Source organism: Jeotgalibacillus sp. 10bf12, from assembly GCF_055597105.1.
Window position 1 is genome coordinate 243,527 of record NZ_CP200276.1, and the last position, 17,291, is coordinate 260,817.

A 17,291-nucleotide genomic window follows, 5' to 3' on the forward strand; every position below is an offset into this window, starting at 1 on the left:
ATATCCACACTCAGCTTGACCTTGTAGTGGAGGACGGAGACTCCCGCCCCAGGAAGGGACAGGTGAGACCGAGCATGGCGAAGCCTGCGGGCTCACCGCCCGGGGGCAGGAAAGCGTAGTCCTCCACGGAAAGGACAAGCGGTCCAATTCACATATTTTAAAAATCAAACAACGAATCACCATTGCCGCCATCAGTTTCGATCGGCTTTTCCTGCAGCGGGCTTGGCTGCTGGTATGATTGAACCTGCTGTGGCTGCACTGGTTGCTGAACCGGCGCAGGCTGTTGTTTTACAGGTACTGACGATTCCTCATGCCCAAGTGCGAGCTCACATAATGTCTGGATTGAACGCAAATGCTCTCGCTGACGTCCTGGTGCTGCCCCCTGTGCACGATTTGCTTCCTGCGCAATTTTCTGCAGCAGCTGTTCATATGAAATATTCATGTTGATCTCCTTCCCTGTTTTGGTTCGAATGCATAGCATGGCTGTCCTGATGCCCTGAACACTTCCAGTGACGGAAGGTGTCTGGTTTTAAACCCATGCGCTTTGCATCCTTTGGGAAAGTTCGGATCCCAGGTTACATAATAGTATTTACACGCATTGCAGTTAATACGCTTTGATTCAGTCAAAACGGATGCCTCCTTCAATCAAGTGACCAGTCGATTGGATCAATGCCATGATTCTTTAAGAAATCATTCGTTTGGGAAAATGGCTGACTGCCGAAAAATCCTCTGTGTGCAGCGAGCGGACTTGGATGTGGCGAATTAATAATCAGATGTTTATCTGTATCGATTAATCTGCTTTTAGCCTGAGCGGGCTTGCCCCATAAAATAAACACAAGCGGCTCTTCTCTCTCGCCTAAAAGCCTGATTGCCTCATCAGTAATCTGCTCCCAGCCTTTCCCCTTATGCGAATGAGCCTGTCCTTCCTTTACTGTCAGTACCGTATTCAGTAAAAGAACGCCTTGGTCTGCCCATTTCGATAAATCGCCGGACTGTGGCGGATCAACATCTACATCTTCCTTCAGTTCTTTAAAAATATTCTGCAGTGATGGTGGAATTCTCATTCCCTCCTGCACAGAAAAGCTCAGTCCATGTGCCTGACCTTCCCCATGGTACGGATCCTGTCCAAGAATAACCGCCTTTACCTGGTGAAAAGGTGTTCGTTTGAATGCTTCGAAAATATCATTCATTGGTGGAAATACTTTACCTGAGCCGTATTCCTGCTTAAGAAATTCTCTTAACTGCTGGTACACCGGTTCATTAAAGACCGGCTGGAGCTGATCCTGCCAATCGTTTTGAATATTAACACCCATACGTGATCACCTCATTATTCGAAAGTTATGTCTGCATCGTACCCGGTGAATTCAAAGAACTCAGTCAATGCCAGTTCAGCATGGGTTTCTGCACGCTCAAGCACACCCTGATCAATCGCCTCTTTTTTGATTTTTTCCTGTGCTGCAGCTACAAAGCCAACACTTTCTTCAAGATCCACGTTGCTTCTGAAGAGTCCTTTAGTCGTGAAAGTTTCCACTTCATCCATCTGAATGGCAGGCTCCTGGAGCAGCGTTGCACGCGGCAGTGTCAGAGAAACTGTTTTATTTTCTTCATCTACTTTAACATCTCCCTCTGAAAGCTGATCCATGTTTACACCAGCGAGGACTGTTCCTGGAACAACCATAAAGACCCTGCGTTCTGTACCAGGCAGATTAAAATTAATGTCCCACCCGAACACTTCATTATCTTCCTCGTCTATGACTGTTTTAACAAAAGCCTGTGAAGTGGCCAGCGCATTCATATCTTTAATCTGTTCCACGAATGTTGCTGACCGTTGATTGTTACCTCCGGCTACATATTGATAACCAAAGAAACTTACTCCGGCAAGCAGGACGATAAATAATAGCGCAAGAATTGTATTTTTCATTTCATCACCATTTAATAGCCCGAAGGCATTGATTTTTATTACCATCACTCATTATACGGAATTTGCCGAACATTGGAAACCTGTTCCTGATATCAGTTGACAGGCAGTGCTTCCCTGCGACAAAACTCTGTCAAAATTCCTCACTATTTCCCGGGAAATGCAGGACGTTTTCAAACATTCCTCACGCGTGCTATGATGTAGAAAATAATCTTTGGAGGGTTTTTTATGTCCTTAAATAAAACATTAACAATCGCAGGATCAGATACAAGCGGCGGCGCAGGGATTCAGGCTGACCTGAAAACTTTTCAGGAGCACGGCACGTACGGGATGACGGCTCTTACGACAGTGGTAACGATGGACCCGGCAAATCACTGGGCGCATAACGTTCATCCACTGCCAATTGATACGCTGAAAGCACAGATCGACACTGCGCTCTCTACAGGCATCTCTGCTTTAAAAACAGGTATGCTCGGATCAGTTGAAATCATTGAAACTGCAGCTCAGGCAATCGATCGCGCTGAGACTGATAAAGTAGTGATTGATCCAGTTATGGTTTGTAAGGGTGAAGATGAAGTGCTGCACCCGGAGACGGTTGGCGCTATGCAGGAGCACCTTCTGCCGCGTGCAATGGTTGTTACCCCTAACCTGTTTGAAGCATGGCAGCTGTCAGGTGTAGGACCGATCCGCACAATTGATGACATGAAAGCTGCAGCAGCTAAAATTGTAGAGATGGGTGCAAAATCTGTTGTCGTAAAAGGCGGCAAACAGCTTGAACACGATAAAGCAGTTGATCTATTCTATGATGGTGAAACGTTTACTTTACTTGAAGCTGAAAAAGCAGACACTTCTTATAACCATGGTGCAGGCTGTACATTTGCTGCAGCGATTACAGCGAACCTTGCTAACGGTCTTGAGCTGAAAGAAGCTGTATCAAATGCAAAAGAATTTGTTACTTCAGCGATTCATCACGGCTGGCGTTTAAATGAATATGTAGGACCTGTTATGCACGGTGCACACAGCCGCTTCGGCAAGGTAACAGTAAATAAAGAAACACTGAATGCGTAATACAAAGTTTATACTTTCTATTTTAAGGAATATACGTAAGAAATAAGAATTCCTTAAAATGAGGTGAAACGATGATTAACTTTATTATCGCAATTGCTGTCGTGCTTGGCGTATTCGGCGGATTTTATCTAATTACCGGATCTATCGGTATCTCTATTATTGCCGGGCTGATCGGCGGCGTGATCGCTGTTATTGCTGTCGGAGCATATACCGGTCAGCGCAAACAGCAGATCAAGCAAAATAATGAAGCACAGCTCCATACAGACCGCACACCTGAAAGAGAAAATAAATCAGGCTATAATCCTGATAAAGAAAATGAACGCAAAATTAAAGATCCATCAAAATAACAAAAAGCCGCTGAGCGGCTTTTTGTTATTTTCAGGACAATCAAAACAGCCTTTTCGCATTCCGGAAAGTTTTGCAGTAAAATAGAATATATGATGAAAGGCAAGGAGGAGCAGCATGGAGCCTGTCAAAATAGATGACATACAAAAACTGATTAATAGCTTTGCAAATAAGGAAGTATATATCCACTTAGAGACTACGAACGGATCTTACGCTTCTCATTTCGATGAAAAGTTTTTTAACGCAGGGGCTTTTATCAGAAATGCAAAAGTAGAATATGAACTTGGTAAAATCATTGGCGATCCGCCATCACGAGTCGGCTTAAAGCTTGGAAACCTTGGATGGATTTATGCTCAGGGTATTACGCATTATGAGCTGGATGAAAAAGGACGGCTGCTGATGGCTGGACATGACCATCAGGGTAAACTCGCCGTCTCACTGCAAATCAGCGAAACACCTTTTGAGTAACAGGAAGGAGTCAGAAATATGATTGAACAGGAAAATCACGTGTTAGTCGTGTTCCCTCACCCGGATGACGAAGCGTTCGGCGTATCCGGCACGATTGCATCACATATTAAAAACGGTACCGGTGTTACTTATGCATGTCTGACACTTGGACAAATGGGAAGAAATCTTGGCAATCCACCATTTGCAACGAGAGAATCTCTTCCTGAAATTCGTAAAAAAGAGTTAAAAGCAGCTGCAAATGCAATGGGCCTTGCTGATCTTCGCATGATGGGTCTGCGTGACAAAACAGTTGAGTTTGAAGATGATGAATATATGGTTGAAATGATGGAATCCCTTATTGAGGAAACCAACCCTTCACTTGTCATCACATTCTATCCGGATTATTGCGTTCACCCTGATCATGAAGCGACTGCACGTGCAGTTGTCAGAGCGGTCCACCGGATGAACGAGAGCGCACGGCCAAAGCTTCACTGTGTTGCGTTTGCTAATAATACAGCCGAACAGCTTGGCGAACCTGATGTGATCAATGATGTAACTGAGGTAATGGATATTAAGCTAAATGCGATGCGCGCCCATATCTCCCAAACAGCATGGATGCTTGAGGATCTTGAAAAAAGACTTGGCGAAAATGATCCTGAAGCGATCCAGTGGGTGACACAGGAGAGATTTTATAATTACAGATTTGACCAGGGATATATCTAAAAAAGCACCAGAAAAACGCCCATTTGGCATCTGCCAAATGGGCGTTTTTATTATACCTTTTTTAACTCTTCAATCGTCGGCAGTGCAGTCATGGCACCTTTCACCGAAGCAGCAAGGGCACCTGAGCGGCTTGCAAGCTCCACCATTTCAACTGCCTGTTCAAGCTTCAAGTCGCGCACGTCCCCTTCATATTCATGAAGTGAATACAACATACCTGATACAAATGCATCTCCAGCACCAGTTGTGTCAACAGCCTGTACTTTTTTGGCAGGTACATGACGCGTCTCTGTCTGCGTGAATACCCAGCTGCCTTCAGAACCCATTGTGATCAGCAGCAGTGGTATACCGAACTGCTTCATCACTTCCGCACCTTTTTGAATATCGGAGGTACCTGTTAAAAACTCCAGCTCTTCTTCTGAAATTTTCACGACATCCACCTGATCAAGCATAGAAGAAATGGTTTTGCGGGCTTCTTCTTCATTTGGCCACAGTGACATCCGGAGATTTGGATCATATGAAATGATCATTCCTTTTTCACGCGCCAGCTCAACTGCTTTTTTTGTTGCGGTTTTAGACGGCTCACTGATCATTGAAATCGAGCCAAAATGAAGCATTTTTGCTGCTTCAAAAAGTGAAGGATCCAACTCCTCTGCCTCTAAGAATCTGTCAGCACTCGGATCTATGTAGAAATCAAAGCTGCGCTCCCCGTTATCGAGCGTCACAAATACTGCTCCAGTTCGATGATTCTGATCAAAATGAAGATGATCCGTATTTACGCCATACTGATTTAACGTACGTTCTAAAAACCTGCCCAGTACGTCTTCCCCTACTTTTCCTGCAAAATAGGATGGCAGTCCAAGCCGCGCTACACCTACAGCTACATTAGCCGGTGCACCACCTGGACTTTTGTAATAATAATCATTTGTCTCATCTGTTGGAATAAAATCAATTAAAGCTTCACCTAAAGAAATGATACCTTTTTTCATCTGAGATCCTCCTGTGACGATATAATAGTTAAAAGTTTATCATATAAAATAAAAACAAGCCGCTCCCAAAAGAGGATACGGCTCAATTTTAAACTTTCGCTTCAGTTTCAGTTAATTTACGGATGGCTTTTGCTACGCCTTCTTCACGATTTGTTGAAGTGACAAACCGGCAAATTTCCTGAATATCTTTCGGTGCATTGCCCATCGCGACTGACCAGCCGGCAAGCTTCATCATTGAAACGTCATTGTAGTTATCGCCGATCGCCATTACGTCTTTTAGATCAATGCCACGCTGCTTAACGTACCAGTCGAGCGCAATGCCTTTTTGAGCTTCGACACTTGTAATTTCAAGGTTTTCTTTACCTGATGAGCTGATTGCGAGGCCGCCCATCTGATGAAGTGCTTCTTTTGCCTGCTCAAGTTTTTCTGGCTTCGATGAAAACGCCAGAAACTTGTAAACCGTCTCCGATGAGTTAAATACTTCGTGGTAATCATTTACTACATGTACGTGACCATCATCATAGCGGTTTGCAGCTTCTTCCTTTACGTGCGGAAGTGGCGTATCCGGATTAGATGTGAGGAAGATATCGATTAACAGCTGAATGCCGTGTTCTTTATGATTGGTATACGTACCGTTTTCAGTATAAATCTCAAAATAAACGTCCAGCTTTTCAAGGACATCTGCCGCCTCTTCAGCTTTTTCAGGAGTAAGCCCTTTTTGATAAAGCTGCTTTCCTTCTGTATCCCTGATCTCAGCACCGTTCACTACGATTAAAGGAAGTGATAGGCCCGCATCTTTAATAGGGAGAATTGCTTCTTGATAAGCTCTTCCAGTTGCTATGATGACTTCAATCCCGGCATCTTTTGCTTCTTTAATTGCGCTGATCGTTTCCTGACCAACTTCATGACTGCCATTCAACAGTGTCCCATCCATATCAGATGCAATTAGCTTAATCATCTTTTCACCTTCTTATATTTGATTGGACCATTGTATCATAGCGCAGGAAGTGGAAACCTTTTCACTGCTCAGTCTTAACAAATGTTATACAAGTGATCCTGACAAAAATAAAAACAGCAGGCGTCTGCTGTTAAGAACACATTTGTGCGCGCAACCCGCGTTTTTCCACTTCTTTTTCAAGAAGCAGTATAAAATCCTGTTCAAGATTTTGTTTTCTTGCAGATCTTAATGCTTCCAATAGTTTTTCATCTGATAAATGATTCAACGTCTCCACCCAGCAGCACCTCGATTTGTTTTTATAAATTGTTCCCGTCACTTTAATTTATTAAACCTTTAAATGTGCGATTATACGAAATATTGTTCGTGAAAAATTTGACAACATCATTGATTAAACGGGTCGTTAGTGATTAAATTAACCTGAAAGCGCTTACTGAAAGTTTTATAAGTAAATCATTGATTTCACTGGGGGTGTGAATTAAAATTGAACTTGGCTTATTTTTATTCACTTTATTTTAAACAGTCCATTTATAAAGGAGAAAATCGATGAATACATTTACAACAAAAGATTATTTGCGCTTTATTATCCCTTCTATCATCGGGATTTTTCTATTCATGATGCCTCTTCCATCAGAAGATGCAGTTACGATTCCAATTGCCATTCTATCTGATTGGCTTCAGGGATTAATCGGTGGTGCCATTCCTGCAATTATGACCTTCATTATTGTGATTACAGCAGTGCTGTCTCTAATCGCACGTGCAGGAAAGCCTGACTTCATTACGAACAATGACTTTAGAAATACATTATTCAATGTAACATGGTTCTGGGTAATCGTCAGAATCCTTGCAGCAGTATTTGCGCTGATTACATTTTTCCAGATTGGAGGAAGTTCAACAGAGCTGATCTGGTCTGAATACACAGGCGGATTACTATTAGGTGAAGGCGGTCTGATTACGCTATTATTCTCTCTATTCCTATTTGCAGGATTGTTCCTGCCATTACTTCTGAACTTCGGTTTACTGGAGTGGTTCGGTACACTGATGGCTAAGATTATGCGTCCGTTATTCAGACTTCCCGGCCGTGCTTCAATCGACTCTCTTGCTTCATGGCTTGGAGACGGTACGATCGGTGTTATGCTGACAAACAAACAGTATGAAGAAGGACATTATTCAAAGCGTGAAGCTGCAGTTATCGGAACAACTTTCTCAGTTGTTTCTATTACTTTCAGTATCGTAGTCATTGAAACTGTTGGTCTTGCTTCATACTTTGTTCCTTTTTATCTGACGGTTGCATTTTCAGGTTTCATTGCGGCGATCATCATGCCGCGTATTCCACCTTTGTCTTTGAAAAAGAAAACGTATATTTCTGAGGCTGAAGAAGAAGATTCCATTGAAGATGTTCCTGACCATAAATCCCGCATTCAGCACGGTACAGAGCTTGCCATTCAGACTGCAAGAAAAAACAACAGTGTCGGTCACTTCTTTAAAAGTGGTATGAAGAATGTGCTTGATATGTGGCTTGGCGTTGCACCAGTCGTTATGGCCTTTGGTACAATCGCACTGATACTGGCTGAAGAAACGAGCTTTTTCGTGATCCTTGGTACACCATTTGTTCCGATTCTGGAACTGTTACAGGTTCCGGAAGCTGCAGATGCTGCACAAACAATGGTTGTCGGCTTTGCGGATATGTTCCTGCCCGCGATTATCGGTGCTGATATTTCATCTGAAATGACGCGCTTTATTATTGCCGCGGTGTCTGTTACACAGCTGATTTACATGTCTGAGGTCGGTGGTGTTCTACTTGGCTCAAAGGTACCGGTTAACTTCCTGGACCTTGTACTGATCTTTCTTCTACGTACGCTGATCACACTGCCAATTATCGCAGGTATTGCGCATATTTTATTCTAATATCGAAAAGCGGAAGGCGCTTGTTCAGCTCCGACAGGCATAAGACGCGCAGCGGAAAACGGGTGCAGTTTCCCGTTTACCGATGTGTGGCTTATGACCCGAGGAGCTAGCGCCTGAAGCTGGACAATATCGAAAAGCGGAAGGCGCTTGTTCAGCTCCGACAGGCATAAGACGCGCACCGGAAAACGGGTGCAGTTTCCCGTTTACCGATGTGTGGCTTATGACCCGAGGAGCTAGCGCCTGAAGCTGGACAGCCTAGAAAAGCAGAAGCGCCTTGTTCAGACCCGACAAGCGTAAGACGAGCTGAGAGAAATGGGCGACCTTTCCCATTTTCTCAGATTGACTTACGACTCGAGGGTCTAGGCGCTGAAGCTGGACAAAAAAGACACTTACGACGTTGTAAGTGTCTTTTTCTTTGAGTACAGTGGCAGCTGTACAATCGCGTTCGTTCCGCCCTCAGGCAGGTTTTCAAATGCCAGCGAGCCTCCATGGGCATGTACGATACGGTGACAGACTGTCAGACCGAGACCCATTCCTTTTTCTTTCGTTGTATAAAAAGCTTCTGAGATTTTTTCAATCATCTCTTCAGGAATACCAGGACCGCTGTCGCGCAGTTCGACCTGAATTCCATCTCCCTGTATAGAGGGCTTTATTAAAATTTCTCCATTTTCCTCAATCGCTTCTATACTGTTTTTCACTAAATTCATAAATACCTGAACGATCTGATTCCGGTCACCATAGACAAACTTATCGTCTTGATTTAACCTCTTGACTTTAATATCAATATTTTTTGATTCCGCCTGGTGCCTCATAAAATTAATGACATATTCAACTGATTCACAGATTGAGAATTGCTCATGCTTTTTAATTTCAGGCTTTGAAAGGATCAGCAGTTCTTCTGTAATTGCATGTATGCGGTCGATCTCTGACGCCATCATATTAACTCTCTCTTCAGTTAAAGAGCCAGTTTCCTGCATTAGCTGAACATAGCCCTTCAGACTGGTCAGTGGATTTTTGATTTCATGCGCAATCCCTGAAGCAAGTTCCCCCGCTACTGAAAGCTTTTCTCTTCTCAGCAGCTGTTCTTCAGCCGCTTTTTGCTGGGAAATATCACGTCCGATCGTAATCAGTGCTTTCCGACTGCCGTCTTTGTGAAAAATAGGCACTTTTATCACGTCGAAGGATTTATATTCACCTGATTCAACGTAAAAGGATTCCTCACTGCGGTCAGTCTCTCCCTTTTGCCACGTTTGTTCATCCGTCACGACACAATAATCGAACGCTTCTTTAAAAAAGGGATTGACTTCCCCAAGTTCAGCGTCAGTTTTACCGATATAATGCTTACCTTTTAAACCATATAACTCCAGTCCGAAGTCATTCGTTCTGATCCATCTTCCTTTACCATCTTTAAAGCATACAAAGTCAGGCATTGACTGGATCATTGCAGACATTTTAAACTCTTCCTCTTCCATATCCTTAAAAAGACTTCTTAGCGCTGTAGCCCGCCTGTAAATCATCAATGCCAGCCACAGCAGTATAATTGCTACAGCTACCTCAATTACAATGTAGGTTACAGTGGAAAACCACCCGTTAAAGCCTGCAAATATAAAGATGATCTGAACAATAAAAACAAGTCCGATAATCCCAATCAGGCCTTTGATTTGTGAGAACGTATAGGATTGCAGCATTTTATCACCTGCCAATCTTAAAATTAGTCCGACTGTGATTCTTATGTATATGGTAAATATTTGCGTATAACAGCACCAAAAAGAACCATTCAATACTCCTATCATACCATGTCGATTTTTGAAGGAAAAGGTCGAAACAATTACGGATAGTTTTCTCTACCCTTTCCAGTATTGTAAAAGTCCTGTTTTTTTAAAAGGCTATGTTAAAGGCTAATGTTGATATTTGAATTTTACGAACGTTTGTTCTATAATGAAAGTATCAACTAAAGGCTGGTGATGGCAGTGAGAGCGACAGATATTATTAAGGAAATACAAAAATTAAATCCCGCAGAAAAACAAAGACTTCGAGCATTTCTTATAGATGCTCTCACTGCCTCCTCTTCAACAGGAAACGTTTTACAAGAGATTTCTGAACGCAAAAACAAGCAAGGGTACACCTGCCCTCGTTGCCAATCCAAACAAGTTGTCAGATTTGGCAAATACACTACTCTTGTAGATGGTGACGAAGTAAAGAAACAACGTTATCGCTGTAAATCCTGCGCTACCACCTTCACCGATTTAACCAACACCGCACTTTATAGAACCCGCCGTCTGAATAAATGGGTAAAGTTCATTGAATGTATGATTGATGGGTATTCCTCCGTAAGTCAGCTGAAATGGTTAAAGGTGTAACCCACGTCACATTGTTTTACTGGAGACATAAATTATTATCAGCGCTAAAGCAAATTGAAATAGCGGATTTTCAGGGTATCGTTGAAATGGACGAGACCTATTTCCTGTACTCTGAAAAAGGGCAAAAGAAAATTGTAGGCAGAAAATCTCGTAAACGTGGCGGAACAGCAAAGAAACGTGGTATCAGCAAGGAACAGGTCTGTGTTTTAGTAGCAAGAGACCGTGACAAAAATACAGTTTCGACAACCCTTGGTGTAGGTAGAATAAAAAAAGAGCAGTTGGAAAAAGCCATTGGTCAAAAACTGTCATCTCAAAATATTTTATGTACAGACTCTTGGCGAGCGTTCAGAACCTACGCTACTGACAAAGGTATGACCATTTATCAGTTTAAATCAGACGGGAAGGTCCGCACAAAGGGTCTTTATCATATCCAAAACGTCAACAGTTATCACAGCAGACTAAAAGGATGGATACAGCGTTTTAACGGTGTAGCAACCAAATATCTTGATAATTACCTTACGTGGTTCCAGGTGCTTGAAAGCATACAGCACCAACTGAACGAAGTGACAGTCAATGATATGATAATTAAAGGGAATTTAATTCCAATTGTCGAAACATATGATAAACTGAGATTATCCAAATTTTCAGTATAAATATAATAAAATAACAGGGGGAGCATTATGAAAAGTCATTATTTTTCTTACTTATGAGTACAAGTTTGTTGTACGCTTGCCAACATAGCGAAACATTATCGTCTTCTGAGAAAAAGGGTGGATGAATTGCCAAAAGAAGTACGAAACTTCTTTAATAGTGTTGATAAAGAGAACGGAGTGCATTTATACAACGATGAACAGAGCAATTCTGTATTGGTTTATTTAAACGGTTATAACGTTGAACAAGGAGACTCGGCAAATAGTTTCAATAATTTTAACGTAGTAGCAGAAGGGAATAATCTCCATCTTTCTTACGATACAGATACAACAACTAATTATGACTCAGAAATCGAAAATCAATTGTATTATGAAGTAAGTTTAGATAAAGAGTACGATACCATTAAATTGTTTAATAATGGTGATGAAACAGCTTTTAATACTATCTCAGGCAACCTTGAATAAAACAATTTCTAAAAAATAGATATAAAAGATTCCTAAAAAAAGGAATCTTTTTTGTGTTCATAAAATCAACATTAAAATTTAACATAGCCTTTTAAAAAAAAGCTGTTCCTGCAATCCTTCTGAGAGATCGCTGAAACAGCTTTTTATCACGTTAGTTTGTGATGGTTGTTTTTAACTTTGACAGCATATCCTTTGTCATTGAAGACAAGTCATGACGGGCTTTGAATCCCCATTCCTCTTTTGCAGCGGTTGCATCAATCGCATCCGGCCAGCTGTCAGCAATCGCCTGACGCACAGGGTCCGGCTGATAGTGCATGTCAAAAGAAGGTATATGCTTTTTAATTTCCGCTGCTACCATCTCGGGCTCAATGCTCATTGCAGTTACATTGAATGCATTACGGTGTTTAAGTTTTGCAGGATCTGCTTCCATCAGGTCAACAATTGCCTGCAGCGCATCCGGCATATACATCATATCCATATACGTGCCCTTATTAATTGGAGATGTATAGCTGCCTGATCTTAACGCTTCATAATACACTTCAACAGCATAGTCTGTCGTACCACCGCCAGGAGGTGTTACGTAAGAGATCAGTCCGGGGAAACGAACCCCGCGCGTATCTACGCCAAAACGCTTGAAATAATAATCACAAAGCAGTTCACCTGACACTTTATTTACACCATACATCGTTGTCGGACGCTGAATCGTATCCTGTGGTGTACCTGTTTTCGGAGTATCAGGTCCAAACGCCCCAATTGAACTTGGCGTAAAGAACTGGAGATTGTGCTCACGTGCAGTCTCTAGACCGTTCATCAGCCCACCCATATTGAGGTGCCATGCAAGCTGTGGCGCTTCCTCTGCTTTAGCAGAAAGCAATGCAGCCATATGCATCATTGTGTCCACTTTATACTTCGATACGATTTCATTCATTCTTGCACCATCTGTCACGTCCAGAATTTCAAAAGGGCCTCCTGTGACCGCTTCTGTATCTGCTGTACGAATATCAGAGGCAATGACATTGTCTGACCCGTATTCCGCACGCAGCTTTGTAATTAACTCTGAACCAATTTGACCAAGCGCACCTGTTACTAATATACGTTTCATGAGAAACCCTCCATTGCTATTAAATATTAAAAGAACATTTGTCCTTATGAGAAATACACTTAAAGTTGATATATAGTTTTTTCTTTATTAATTTAACATATAACGCGAGAAATGTTTATACCGGAAGGACATTTTATTTGAGTTTGCAAAAGTTTGCGCTGGCGTGATGGGGATGATTCGTATGGATTTTGATTGTGTTCGACACTTAACATGCCGGGTTCGGTGTATAGATAGTAATGTTCGTGGTTTAACTTGTCTGTTTCGTCACTTGAACTGTCTTGTTCGACGTTTAAACGCTGATGTTCGACACTTAGGGTCATTTGACCTATCTCCTACACTTCCATTTCACGCCCCGGCACACAAAAAAACCAGCCCGCAGGCTGGTTTTTCACAATCAATCTATTACACTTCCTGTCCTTTACCGACAATTGCTCCAGCAGAATAGTCTTTTGCTGTATGTTCACCAGATTTAATTTCTTCAATATAGTGACATGCAGCCTGATGACCTTCCTTCATGAAGTCAGTTGTGCGCAGTTCAGGTACGTCAGTTTTACACTTTTCAGTCGCAAACGGGCAACGCGTATGGAAGCGGCAGCCTGTTGGCGGGTTGATTGGAGAAGGTACATCCCCTCTGAGTGCAATACGTTCTTTTTTAGCGTCAGGATCCGGAACCGGAATCGCTGACAGCAGCGCTTTCGTATAAGGGTGCTGCGGGTTATCAAACAGTGAGTGCTTGTCACCAATTTCAACAATTTTACCAAGATACATAACGATTATGCGGTCAGAAATGTGACGGACAACGCCAAGGTCATGTGAGATAAACAGGTACGTCAGTCCAAACTCTTCCTGCAGTTCTTCAAGCAGGTTCAATACCTGCGCCTGAATCGATACATCAAGTGCTGATACTGCTTCGTCACAGATAATCAGCTTAGGGTCTACTGACAGGGCACGGGCGATTCCGATACGCTGACGCTGACCACCAGAGAATTCATGGGGATAGCGGTCTGCCTGAAACTTCTGCAGTCCTACTGTCTGAAGCAGCTCTTCGATTTTTCTGCGGCGGTCTTTTTTCGGTACCGCATTTTGAATATCCATTGCTTCTTCAATCACGGCAGATACGATCTGACGCGGATTGATTGATGCGTATGGATCCTGGAAAATAATCTGAAGATCTTTACGCATTGCGCGCATTTCTTTTTTGCTGAGTGTTGTCAGGTCTTTTCCTTCAAAAGAAACAACACCTTCTGTAGGCTCATCCAGACGAAGGATTGCTCGTCCTGTTGTTGATTTACCACAACCTGACTCTCCTACGATACTGACTGTTTCACCTTCATATACTGTAAAGCTGACATCATCAACGGCTTTAACGTGGTTCACGGTACGACCGAAGAATCCACCTTTAATCGGGAAATACTGTTTTAGTCCCTCAACCTTTAGCAGTTCTTTCTTCGCTGTCATGGACATTCACCTCCGGATCGCCGTCCCACTCATCTGAGTAGATCCAACAGCGAATCTGATTATTATTTTCATCTGTTTCAAGTTCAGGCATTTTATCACGGCAAAGCTCTGTCGCAAATGGACATCTTGGAGCAAAGCGGCAGCCTGTTGGCATGTTATGCGGACTAGGAACTGTTCCATTGATCGGCTTCAGCTTGTCCTGCTCGATATCGTGTCTTGGCAGTGAATTCAGCAGTCCGACTGTATAAGGATGCTTCGGATTCTTGAACAGTGAACGTACATCAGAAAATTCCACTACCTGCCCCGCATACATTACGGCTACATAATCACACGTCTCGGCTACAACACCAAGGTCATGGGTAATCATCATCACTGACATGTGTAATTTATTCTGAAGTTCACGGATCAAATCAAGAATCTGTGCCTGAATCGTTACATCCAGTGCAGTTGTCGGTTCATCTGCAATCAGCATATCTGGATTACATGAAAGTGCGATTGCAATCATAACACGCTGTCTCATCCCGCCTGAAAGTTCGAATGGATACTGGTCCACGCGTTTTTCAGGGGAAGGGATTCCAACTAGCTTCAGCATTTCGATTGCTTTCAGCTTCGCTTCACGCTTATTCAGTCCCTGGTGAATACGGATAGATTCCATGATCTGCTGTCCTACTGTGTATACAGGATTCAATGATGTCATTGGCTCCTGGAAGATCATCGAAATATCGTTACCACGTATTGCACGCATTTGCTTTTCTGAATAGGTGAGAATATTTTCTCCTTTAAATCGGATTTCTCCGCCCTTAATTTTACCGGGCTTAGCCAGGAGATTCAGTATCGAGAGAGCTGTAATACTTTTACCCGATCCGGATTCACCTACAATCCCAATTGTTTTACCGCGTGGCAGTGAAAAACTTACGCCATCAACTGCTCTCACTTCCCCCTCATCTGTGTAGAAAGATGTCTGAAGTTCGCGGATCTCTAAAATGTTTTCTGATGAGCTCATGTGATCACCCCTCATTTCTTTTAAAAATCTTAGTTAAGATCTATACGTTTATTCAGGAATCTATAAGAAATATCAACAAGTAAGTTTACCATTACAAATAGAACGGATATAACAAGTACTGTACCCTGTACAACCGGGAAATCACGCTGTCTAATTGCATCAATTGTCAGACGGCCCATTCCGTTGATTGCAAAGATCGTCTCAGTCAGTACAGTTCCGCCAAGTAGTGCACCGAACTCAAGACCCACAACGGTGACAACCGGAATCATAGCATTTTTAAGCGCATGCTGATAAACAACAACCCGTTCTTTTACACCTTTTGCACGTGCAGTACGGATATAATCCTGGCTGATGACCTCAAGCATGCTTGATCTCGTCATACGGGCAATAATTGCTGCTCCGGCTGTACCAAGTGTAATAACAGGAAGTACGACCTGTCTCCAGTCATCTCCCCAGCCGGATGCACGCATCTGCAGGAATGGCTGTAAAGAGTCTGGAATCCAGTTACCGATTGCAAACCACTGAATCAGCATCAGTCCAAGCCAGAAGTTCGGCATTGAAAGTCCAAACAGGGCCACAATCATGATGACTACGTCTGTCACTGTATAGTGACGTACTGCAGATACGATACCTGCAATCAGACCTAAGAATACACTCAGGATTGTACTATATACCGCAAGTTCGACCGTTACCCAGAACCGGGCACCGATTTCGTCTGCTACCGGCCGGCTGCTTCGTACTGAAGTTCCTAAATCGCCAGTTACGACGTTTCCAAGAAATGTTCCATATTGTACATGAAGGGGATCATTTAACCCCAGTCTTTCACGAATCTGTTCAACCTGACGTTCAGGTGCAGCTTCTCCGGCAATAATCTGTGCCGGGTCACCTGGAATCAGGTGCATCAGAGAAAATACAAGTATCGTTACCCCAAGTAATACAGGGATCGTCTGTAGTAAACGACGGATTATAAATTTCGTCATGTCAAAGCACCTCCATTTATTGTTTCATTTTTGGATCAAGTGCGTCGCGGATTCCATCACCAAAGATGTTGAATGCCAGTACGACAAGCACAATCATCACACCAGGGAAAAACGCAACATGCCATGCATCATACATGTAAGCACGGCCTTCTGAGAGCATTGCTCCCCACTCAGGATCCGGCGGCTGTGCACCAAGACCAAGGAATGAGAGACCGGCAGCTGTCAATACTGCAGTGGCAATACGCAGCGTCGCCTGGACAATAATAGGAGACATAACGTTCGGCAGAATATGACGAAAGATTATTCTGAAATCTGTTGCACCAAGTGCACGGACTGCATCTACGTATTCAAGTTTTTTAACTGACAGCGTAGAACCGCGGACAATACGGGCAAATGCAGGGATTGAGAAAATACCTACAGCTATAATTACATTCTGAATACTTGCGCCCAGTACACTCACAATGGCAAGAGCCAAAAGGATACCAGGGAAAGCAAGGAGTACATCCATTATCCTCATAATAAAGTTATCAAGACGGCCACCATAGTAACCTGAAACAATGCCGAGTGGCACCCCGATTACAAGACCAATGATAACGGAAGTAAAACCTACATATAAGGTAATACTCATTCCATAAATAATACGTGTGAAGATATCTCTTCCAAAGTTGTCTGTCCCAAACCAAAACTCAGCTGATGGACCGGCAAGCTTATTCGCAATATCGGTCGTATTTGGCCCCTTCGATAAAAACATCGGTCCAAAAATTGCTGTCAGTATGAAAAAGACAATTAAATATCCCCCGATTAAAGCTGCTTTATTTTTTTTCAGTCTCTTCCAGATCATTTTGTAGTTTTCTATTCTGGGATTGACTTTCTTAGCAGTAACCGGATGGTTAACCGTATTTTCACTCATTTTTTACACCCTC

General features: G+C 42.8%; 18 protein-coding genes and 1 pseudogene. 7 read left to right on the forward strand and 12 right to left on the reverse strand.

Features of this window, described 5'->3' with window-relative positions:
• Positions 1-157 precede the first annotated feature (157 nt).
• From DH10bf12_RS01120 to DH10bf12_RS01130, 3 genes are all read right to left on the reverse strand, one after another.
• Positions 158-442 (reverse strand): YwdI family protein, encoded by a 285-nt coding sequence (locus tag DH10bf12_RS01120; RefSeq protein WP_471736789.1) that lies wholly within the window; start codon positions 440-442, stop codon positions 158-160.
• A 199-nt stretch (positions 443-641) separates the two neighbouring features.
• On the reverse strand, positions 642-1,313 hold the full coding sequence (locus DH10bf12_RS01125; RefSeq protein WP_471736790.1) for a uracil-DNA glycosylase: 672 nt from the start codon (positions 1,311-1,313) through the stop codon (positions 642-644).
• A gap of 14 nt (positions 1,314-1,327) precedes the next feature.
• Complete coding sequence (locus tag DH10bf12_RS01130) at positions 1,328-1,921, reverse strand: DUF4230 domain-containing protein (RefSeq protein WP_471736791.1); 594 nt, start codon at positions 1,919-1,921, stop codon at positions 1,328-1,330.
• A 225-nt stretch (positions 1,922-2,146) separates the two neighbouring features.
• On the opposite strand from DH10bf12_RS01130, the gene pdxK reads away from it, so the two are divergent.
• From pdxK to bshB2, 4 genes are all read left to right on the forward strand, one after another.
• Entirely contained in the window at positions 2,147-2,986 is an 840-nt protein-coding gene (pdxK, locus tag DH10bf12_RS01135; protein ID WP_471736792.1) for a pyridoxine/pyridoxal/pyridoxamine kinase, read from the forward strand.
• Between the two features lie 71 nt (positions 2,987-3,057).
• The gene (locus DH10bf12_RS01140; protein ID WP_471736793.1) at positions 3,058-3,333 is read left to right on the forward strand and encodes a hypothetical protein; all 276 of its coding nucleotides are present in this window, start codon (positions 3,058-3,060) and stop codon (positions 3,331-3,333) included.
• Positions 3,334-3,448: 115 nt separating this feature from the next.
• Positions 3,449-3,799 carry a YojF family protein gene (locus DH10bf12_RS01145; protein ID WP_471736794.1) on the forward strand — a complete coding sequence of 117 codons (351 nt, stop codon included), beginning with the start codon at positions 3,449-3,451 and terminating at the stop codon, positions 3,797-3,799.
• A gap of 18 nt (positions 3,800-3,817) precedes the next feature.
• Positions 3,818-4,501 (forward strand): bacillithiol biosynthesis deacetylase BshB2, encoded by a 684-nt coding sequence (bshB2, locus tag DH10bf12_RS01150; RefSeq protein ID WP_471736795.1) that lies wholly within the window; start codon positions 3,818-3,820, stop codon positions 4,499-4,501.
• A gap of 50 nt (positions 4,502-4,551) precedes the next feature.
• Here bshB2 and DH10bf12_RS01155 read toward each other — a convergent pair whose 3' ends face one another.
• The 3 genes from DH10bf12_RS01155 to sda all read right to left on the reverse strand — a co-directional run bounded on the left by DH10bf12_RS01155 (position 4,552) and on the right by sda (position 6,710).
• Complete coding sequence (locus DH10bf12_RS01155) at positions 4,552-5,487, reverse strand: aminoimidazole riboside kinase (protein ID WP_471736796.1); 936 nt, start codon at positions 5,485-5,487, stop codon at positions 4,552-4,554.
• Positions 5,488-5,575: 88 nt separating this feature from the next.
• Entirely contained in the window at positions 5,576-6,445 is an 870-nt protein-coding gene (locus DH10bf12_RS01160) for a Cof-type HAD-IIB family hydrolase (RefSeq protein WP_471736797.1), read from the reverse strand.
• 130 nt (positions 6,446-6,575) lie between these two features.
• Entirely contained in the window at positions 6,576-6,710 is a 135-nt protein-coding gene (sda, locus tag DH10bf12_RS01165) for a sporulation histidine kinase inhibitor Sda (RefSeq protein ID WP_471736798.1), read from the reverse strand.
• Positions 6,711-6,988: 278 nt separating this feature from the next.
• On the opposite strand from sda, the gene DH10bf12_RS01170 reads away from it, so the two are divergent.
• A complete protein-coding gene (locus tag DH10bf12_RS01170; RefSeq protein WP_471736799.1) occupies positions 6,989-8,350 on the forward strand; it encodes a YjiH family protein in 1,362 nt (453 codons plus the stop codon).
• Between the two features lie 389 nt (positions 8,351-8,739).
• Here DH10bf12_RS01170 and DH10bf12_RS01175 read toward each other — a convergent pair whose 3' ends face one another.
• Positions 8,740-10,038, reverse strand: coding sequence for an ATP-binding protein (locus DH10bf12_RS01175; protein WP_471736800.1), 1,299 nt, complete (start codon positions 10,036-10,038; stop codon positions 8,740-8,742).
• Positions 10,039-10,314: 276 nt separating this feature from the next.
• Between DH10bf12_RS01175 and DH10bf12_RS01180 the strand changes: the two are divergent.
• Positions 10,315-11,363, forward strand: a pseudogene (locus DH10bf12_RS01180) (IS1595 family transposase).
• Positions 11,364-11,489: 126 nt separating this feature from the next.
• The gene (locus DH10bf12_RS01185; RefSeq protein WP_471736801.1) at positions 11,490-11,825 is read left to right on the forward strand and encodes a hypothetical protein; all 336 of its coding nucleotides are present in this window, start codon (positions 11,490-11,492) and stop codon (positions 11,823-11,825) included.
• Between the two features lie 151 nt (positions 11,826-11,976).
• Here the strand turns inward: DH10bf12_RS01185 and DH10bf12_RS01190 are convergent, their stop codons facing one another.
• The 5 genes from DH10bf12_RS01190 to nikC all read right to left on the reverse strand — a co-directional run bounded on the left by DH10bf12_RS01190 (position 11,977) and on the right by nikC (position 17,278).
• A complete protein-coding gene (locus tag DH10bf12_RS01190) occupies positions 11,977-12,927 on the reverse strand; it encodes an L-threonine 3-dehydrogenase (RefSeq protein ID WP_471736802.1) in 951 nt (316 codons plus the stop codon).
• 402 nt (positions 12,928-13,329) lie between these two features.
• Positions 13,330-14,385, reverse strand: a complete 1,056-nt coding sequence (locus DH10bf12_RS01195) for an ABC transporter ATP-binding protein (RefSeq protein ID WP_471736803.1) — start codon at positions 14,383-14,385, stop codon at positions 13,330-13,332.
• Positions 14,354-15,388, reverse strand: a complete 1,035-nt coding sequence (locus tag DH10bf12_RS01200; RefSeq protein WP_471736804.1) for an ABC transporter ATP-binding protein — start codon at positions 15,386-15,388, stop codon at positions 14,354-14,356. Before DH10bf12_RS01200 ends, DH10bf12_RS01195 begins: the two co-directional genes overlap by 32 nt.
• Before the next feature lie 29 nt (positions 15,389-15,417).
• Positions 15,418-16,368 carry an ABC transporter permease gene (locus DH10bf12_RS01205; protein WP_471736805.1) on the reverse strand — a complete coding sequence of 317 codons (951 nt, stop codon included), beginning with the start codon at positions 16,366-16,368 and terminating at the stop codon, positions 15,418-15,420.
• A gap of 16 nt (positions 16,369-16,384) precedes the next feature.
• Positions 16,385-17,278 carry a nickel transporter permease gene (gene nikC / locus DH10bf12_RS01210; protein WP_471736806.1) on the reverse strand — a complete coding sequence of 298 codons (894 nt, stop codon included), beginning with the start codon at positions 17,276-17,278 and terminating at the stop codon, positions 16,385-16,387.
• Positions 17,279-17,291: the final 13 nt, after the last annotated feature.

Bases quoted from the DNA above. Each gene is read 5' to 3' on its own strand.
- bshB2 (WP_471736795.1), top strand. From the start codon at position 3,818: ATGATTGAACAGGAAAATCACGTGTTAGTCGTGTTCCCTCACCCGGAT.
- pdxK (WP_471736792.1), top strand. From the start codon at position 2,147: ATGTCCTTAAATAAAACATTAACAATCGCAGGATCAGATACAAGCGGC.
- DH10bf12_RS01160 (WP_471736797.1), bottom strand. From the start codon at position 6,445: ATGATTAAGCTAATTGCATCTGATATGGATGGGACACTGTTGAATGGC.
- DH10bf12_RS01175 (WP_471736800.1), bottom strand. From the start codon at position 10,038: ATGCTGCAATCCTATACGTTCTCACAAATCAAAGGCCTGATTGGGATT.
- DH10bf12_RS01145 (WP_471736794.1), top strand. From the start codon at position 3,449: ATGGAGCCTGTCAAAATAGATGACATACAAAAACTGATTAATAGCTTT.
- DH10bf12_RS01125 (WP_471736790.1), bottom strand. From the start codon at position 1,313: ATGGGTGTTAATATTCAAAACGATTGGCAGGATCAGCTCCAGCCGGTC.
- nikC (WP_471736806.1), bottom strand. From the start codon at position 17,278: ATGAGTGAAAATACGGTTAACCATCCGGTTACTGCTAAGAAAGTCAAT.
- DH10bf12_RS01205 (WP_471736805.1), bottom strand. From the start codon at position 16,368: ATGACGAAATTTATAATCCGTCGTTTACTACAGACGATCCCTGTATTA.
- DH10bf12_RS01120 (WP_471736789.1), bottom strand. From the start codon at position 442: ATGAATATTTCATATGAACAGCTGCTGCAGAAAATTGCGCAGGAAGCA.
- DH10bf12_RS01155 (WP_471736796.1), bottom strand. From the start codon at position 5,487: ATGAAAAAAGGTATCATTTCTTTAGGTGAAGCTTTAATTGATTTTATT.
- DH10bf12_RS01170 (WP_471736799.1), top strand. From the start codon at position 6,989: ATGAATACATTTACAACAAAAGATTATTTGCGCTTTATTATCCCTTCT.
- DH10bf12_RS01200 (WP_471736804.1), bottom strand. From the start codon at position 15,388: ATGAGCTCATCAGAAAACATTTTAGAGATCCGCGAACTTCAGACATCT.
- DH10bf12_RS01140 (WP_471736793.1), top strand. From the start codon at position 3,058: ATGATTAACTTTATTATCGCAATTGCTGTCGTGCTTGGCGTATTCGGC.
- DH10bf12_RS01130 (WP_471736791.1), bottom strand. From the start codon at position 1,921: ATGAAAAATACAATTCTTGCGCTATTATTTATCGTCCTGCTTGCCGGA.
- DH10bf12_RS01195 (WP_471736803.1), bottom strand. From the start codon at position 14,385: ATGACAGCGAAGAAAGAACTGCTAAAGGTTGAGGGACTAAAACAGTAT.
- DH10bf12_RS01190 (WP_471736802.1), bottom strand. From the start codon at position 12,927: ATGAAACGTATATTAGTAACAGGTGCGCTTGGTCAAATTGGTTCAGAG.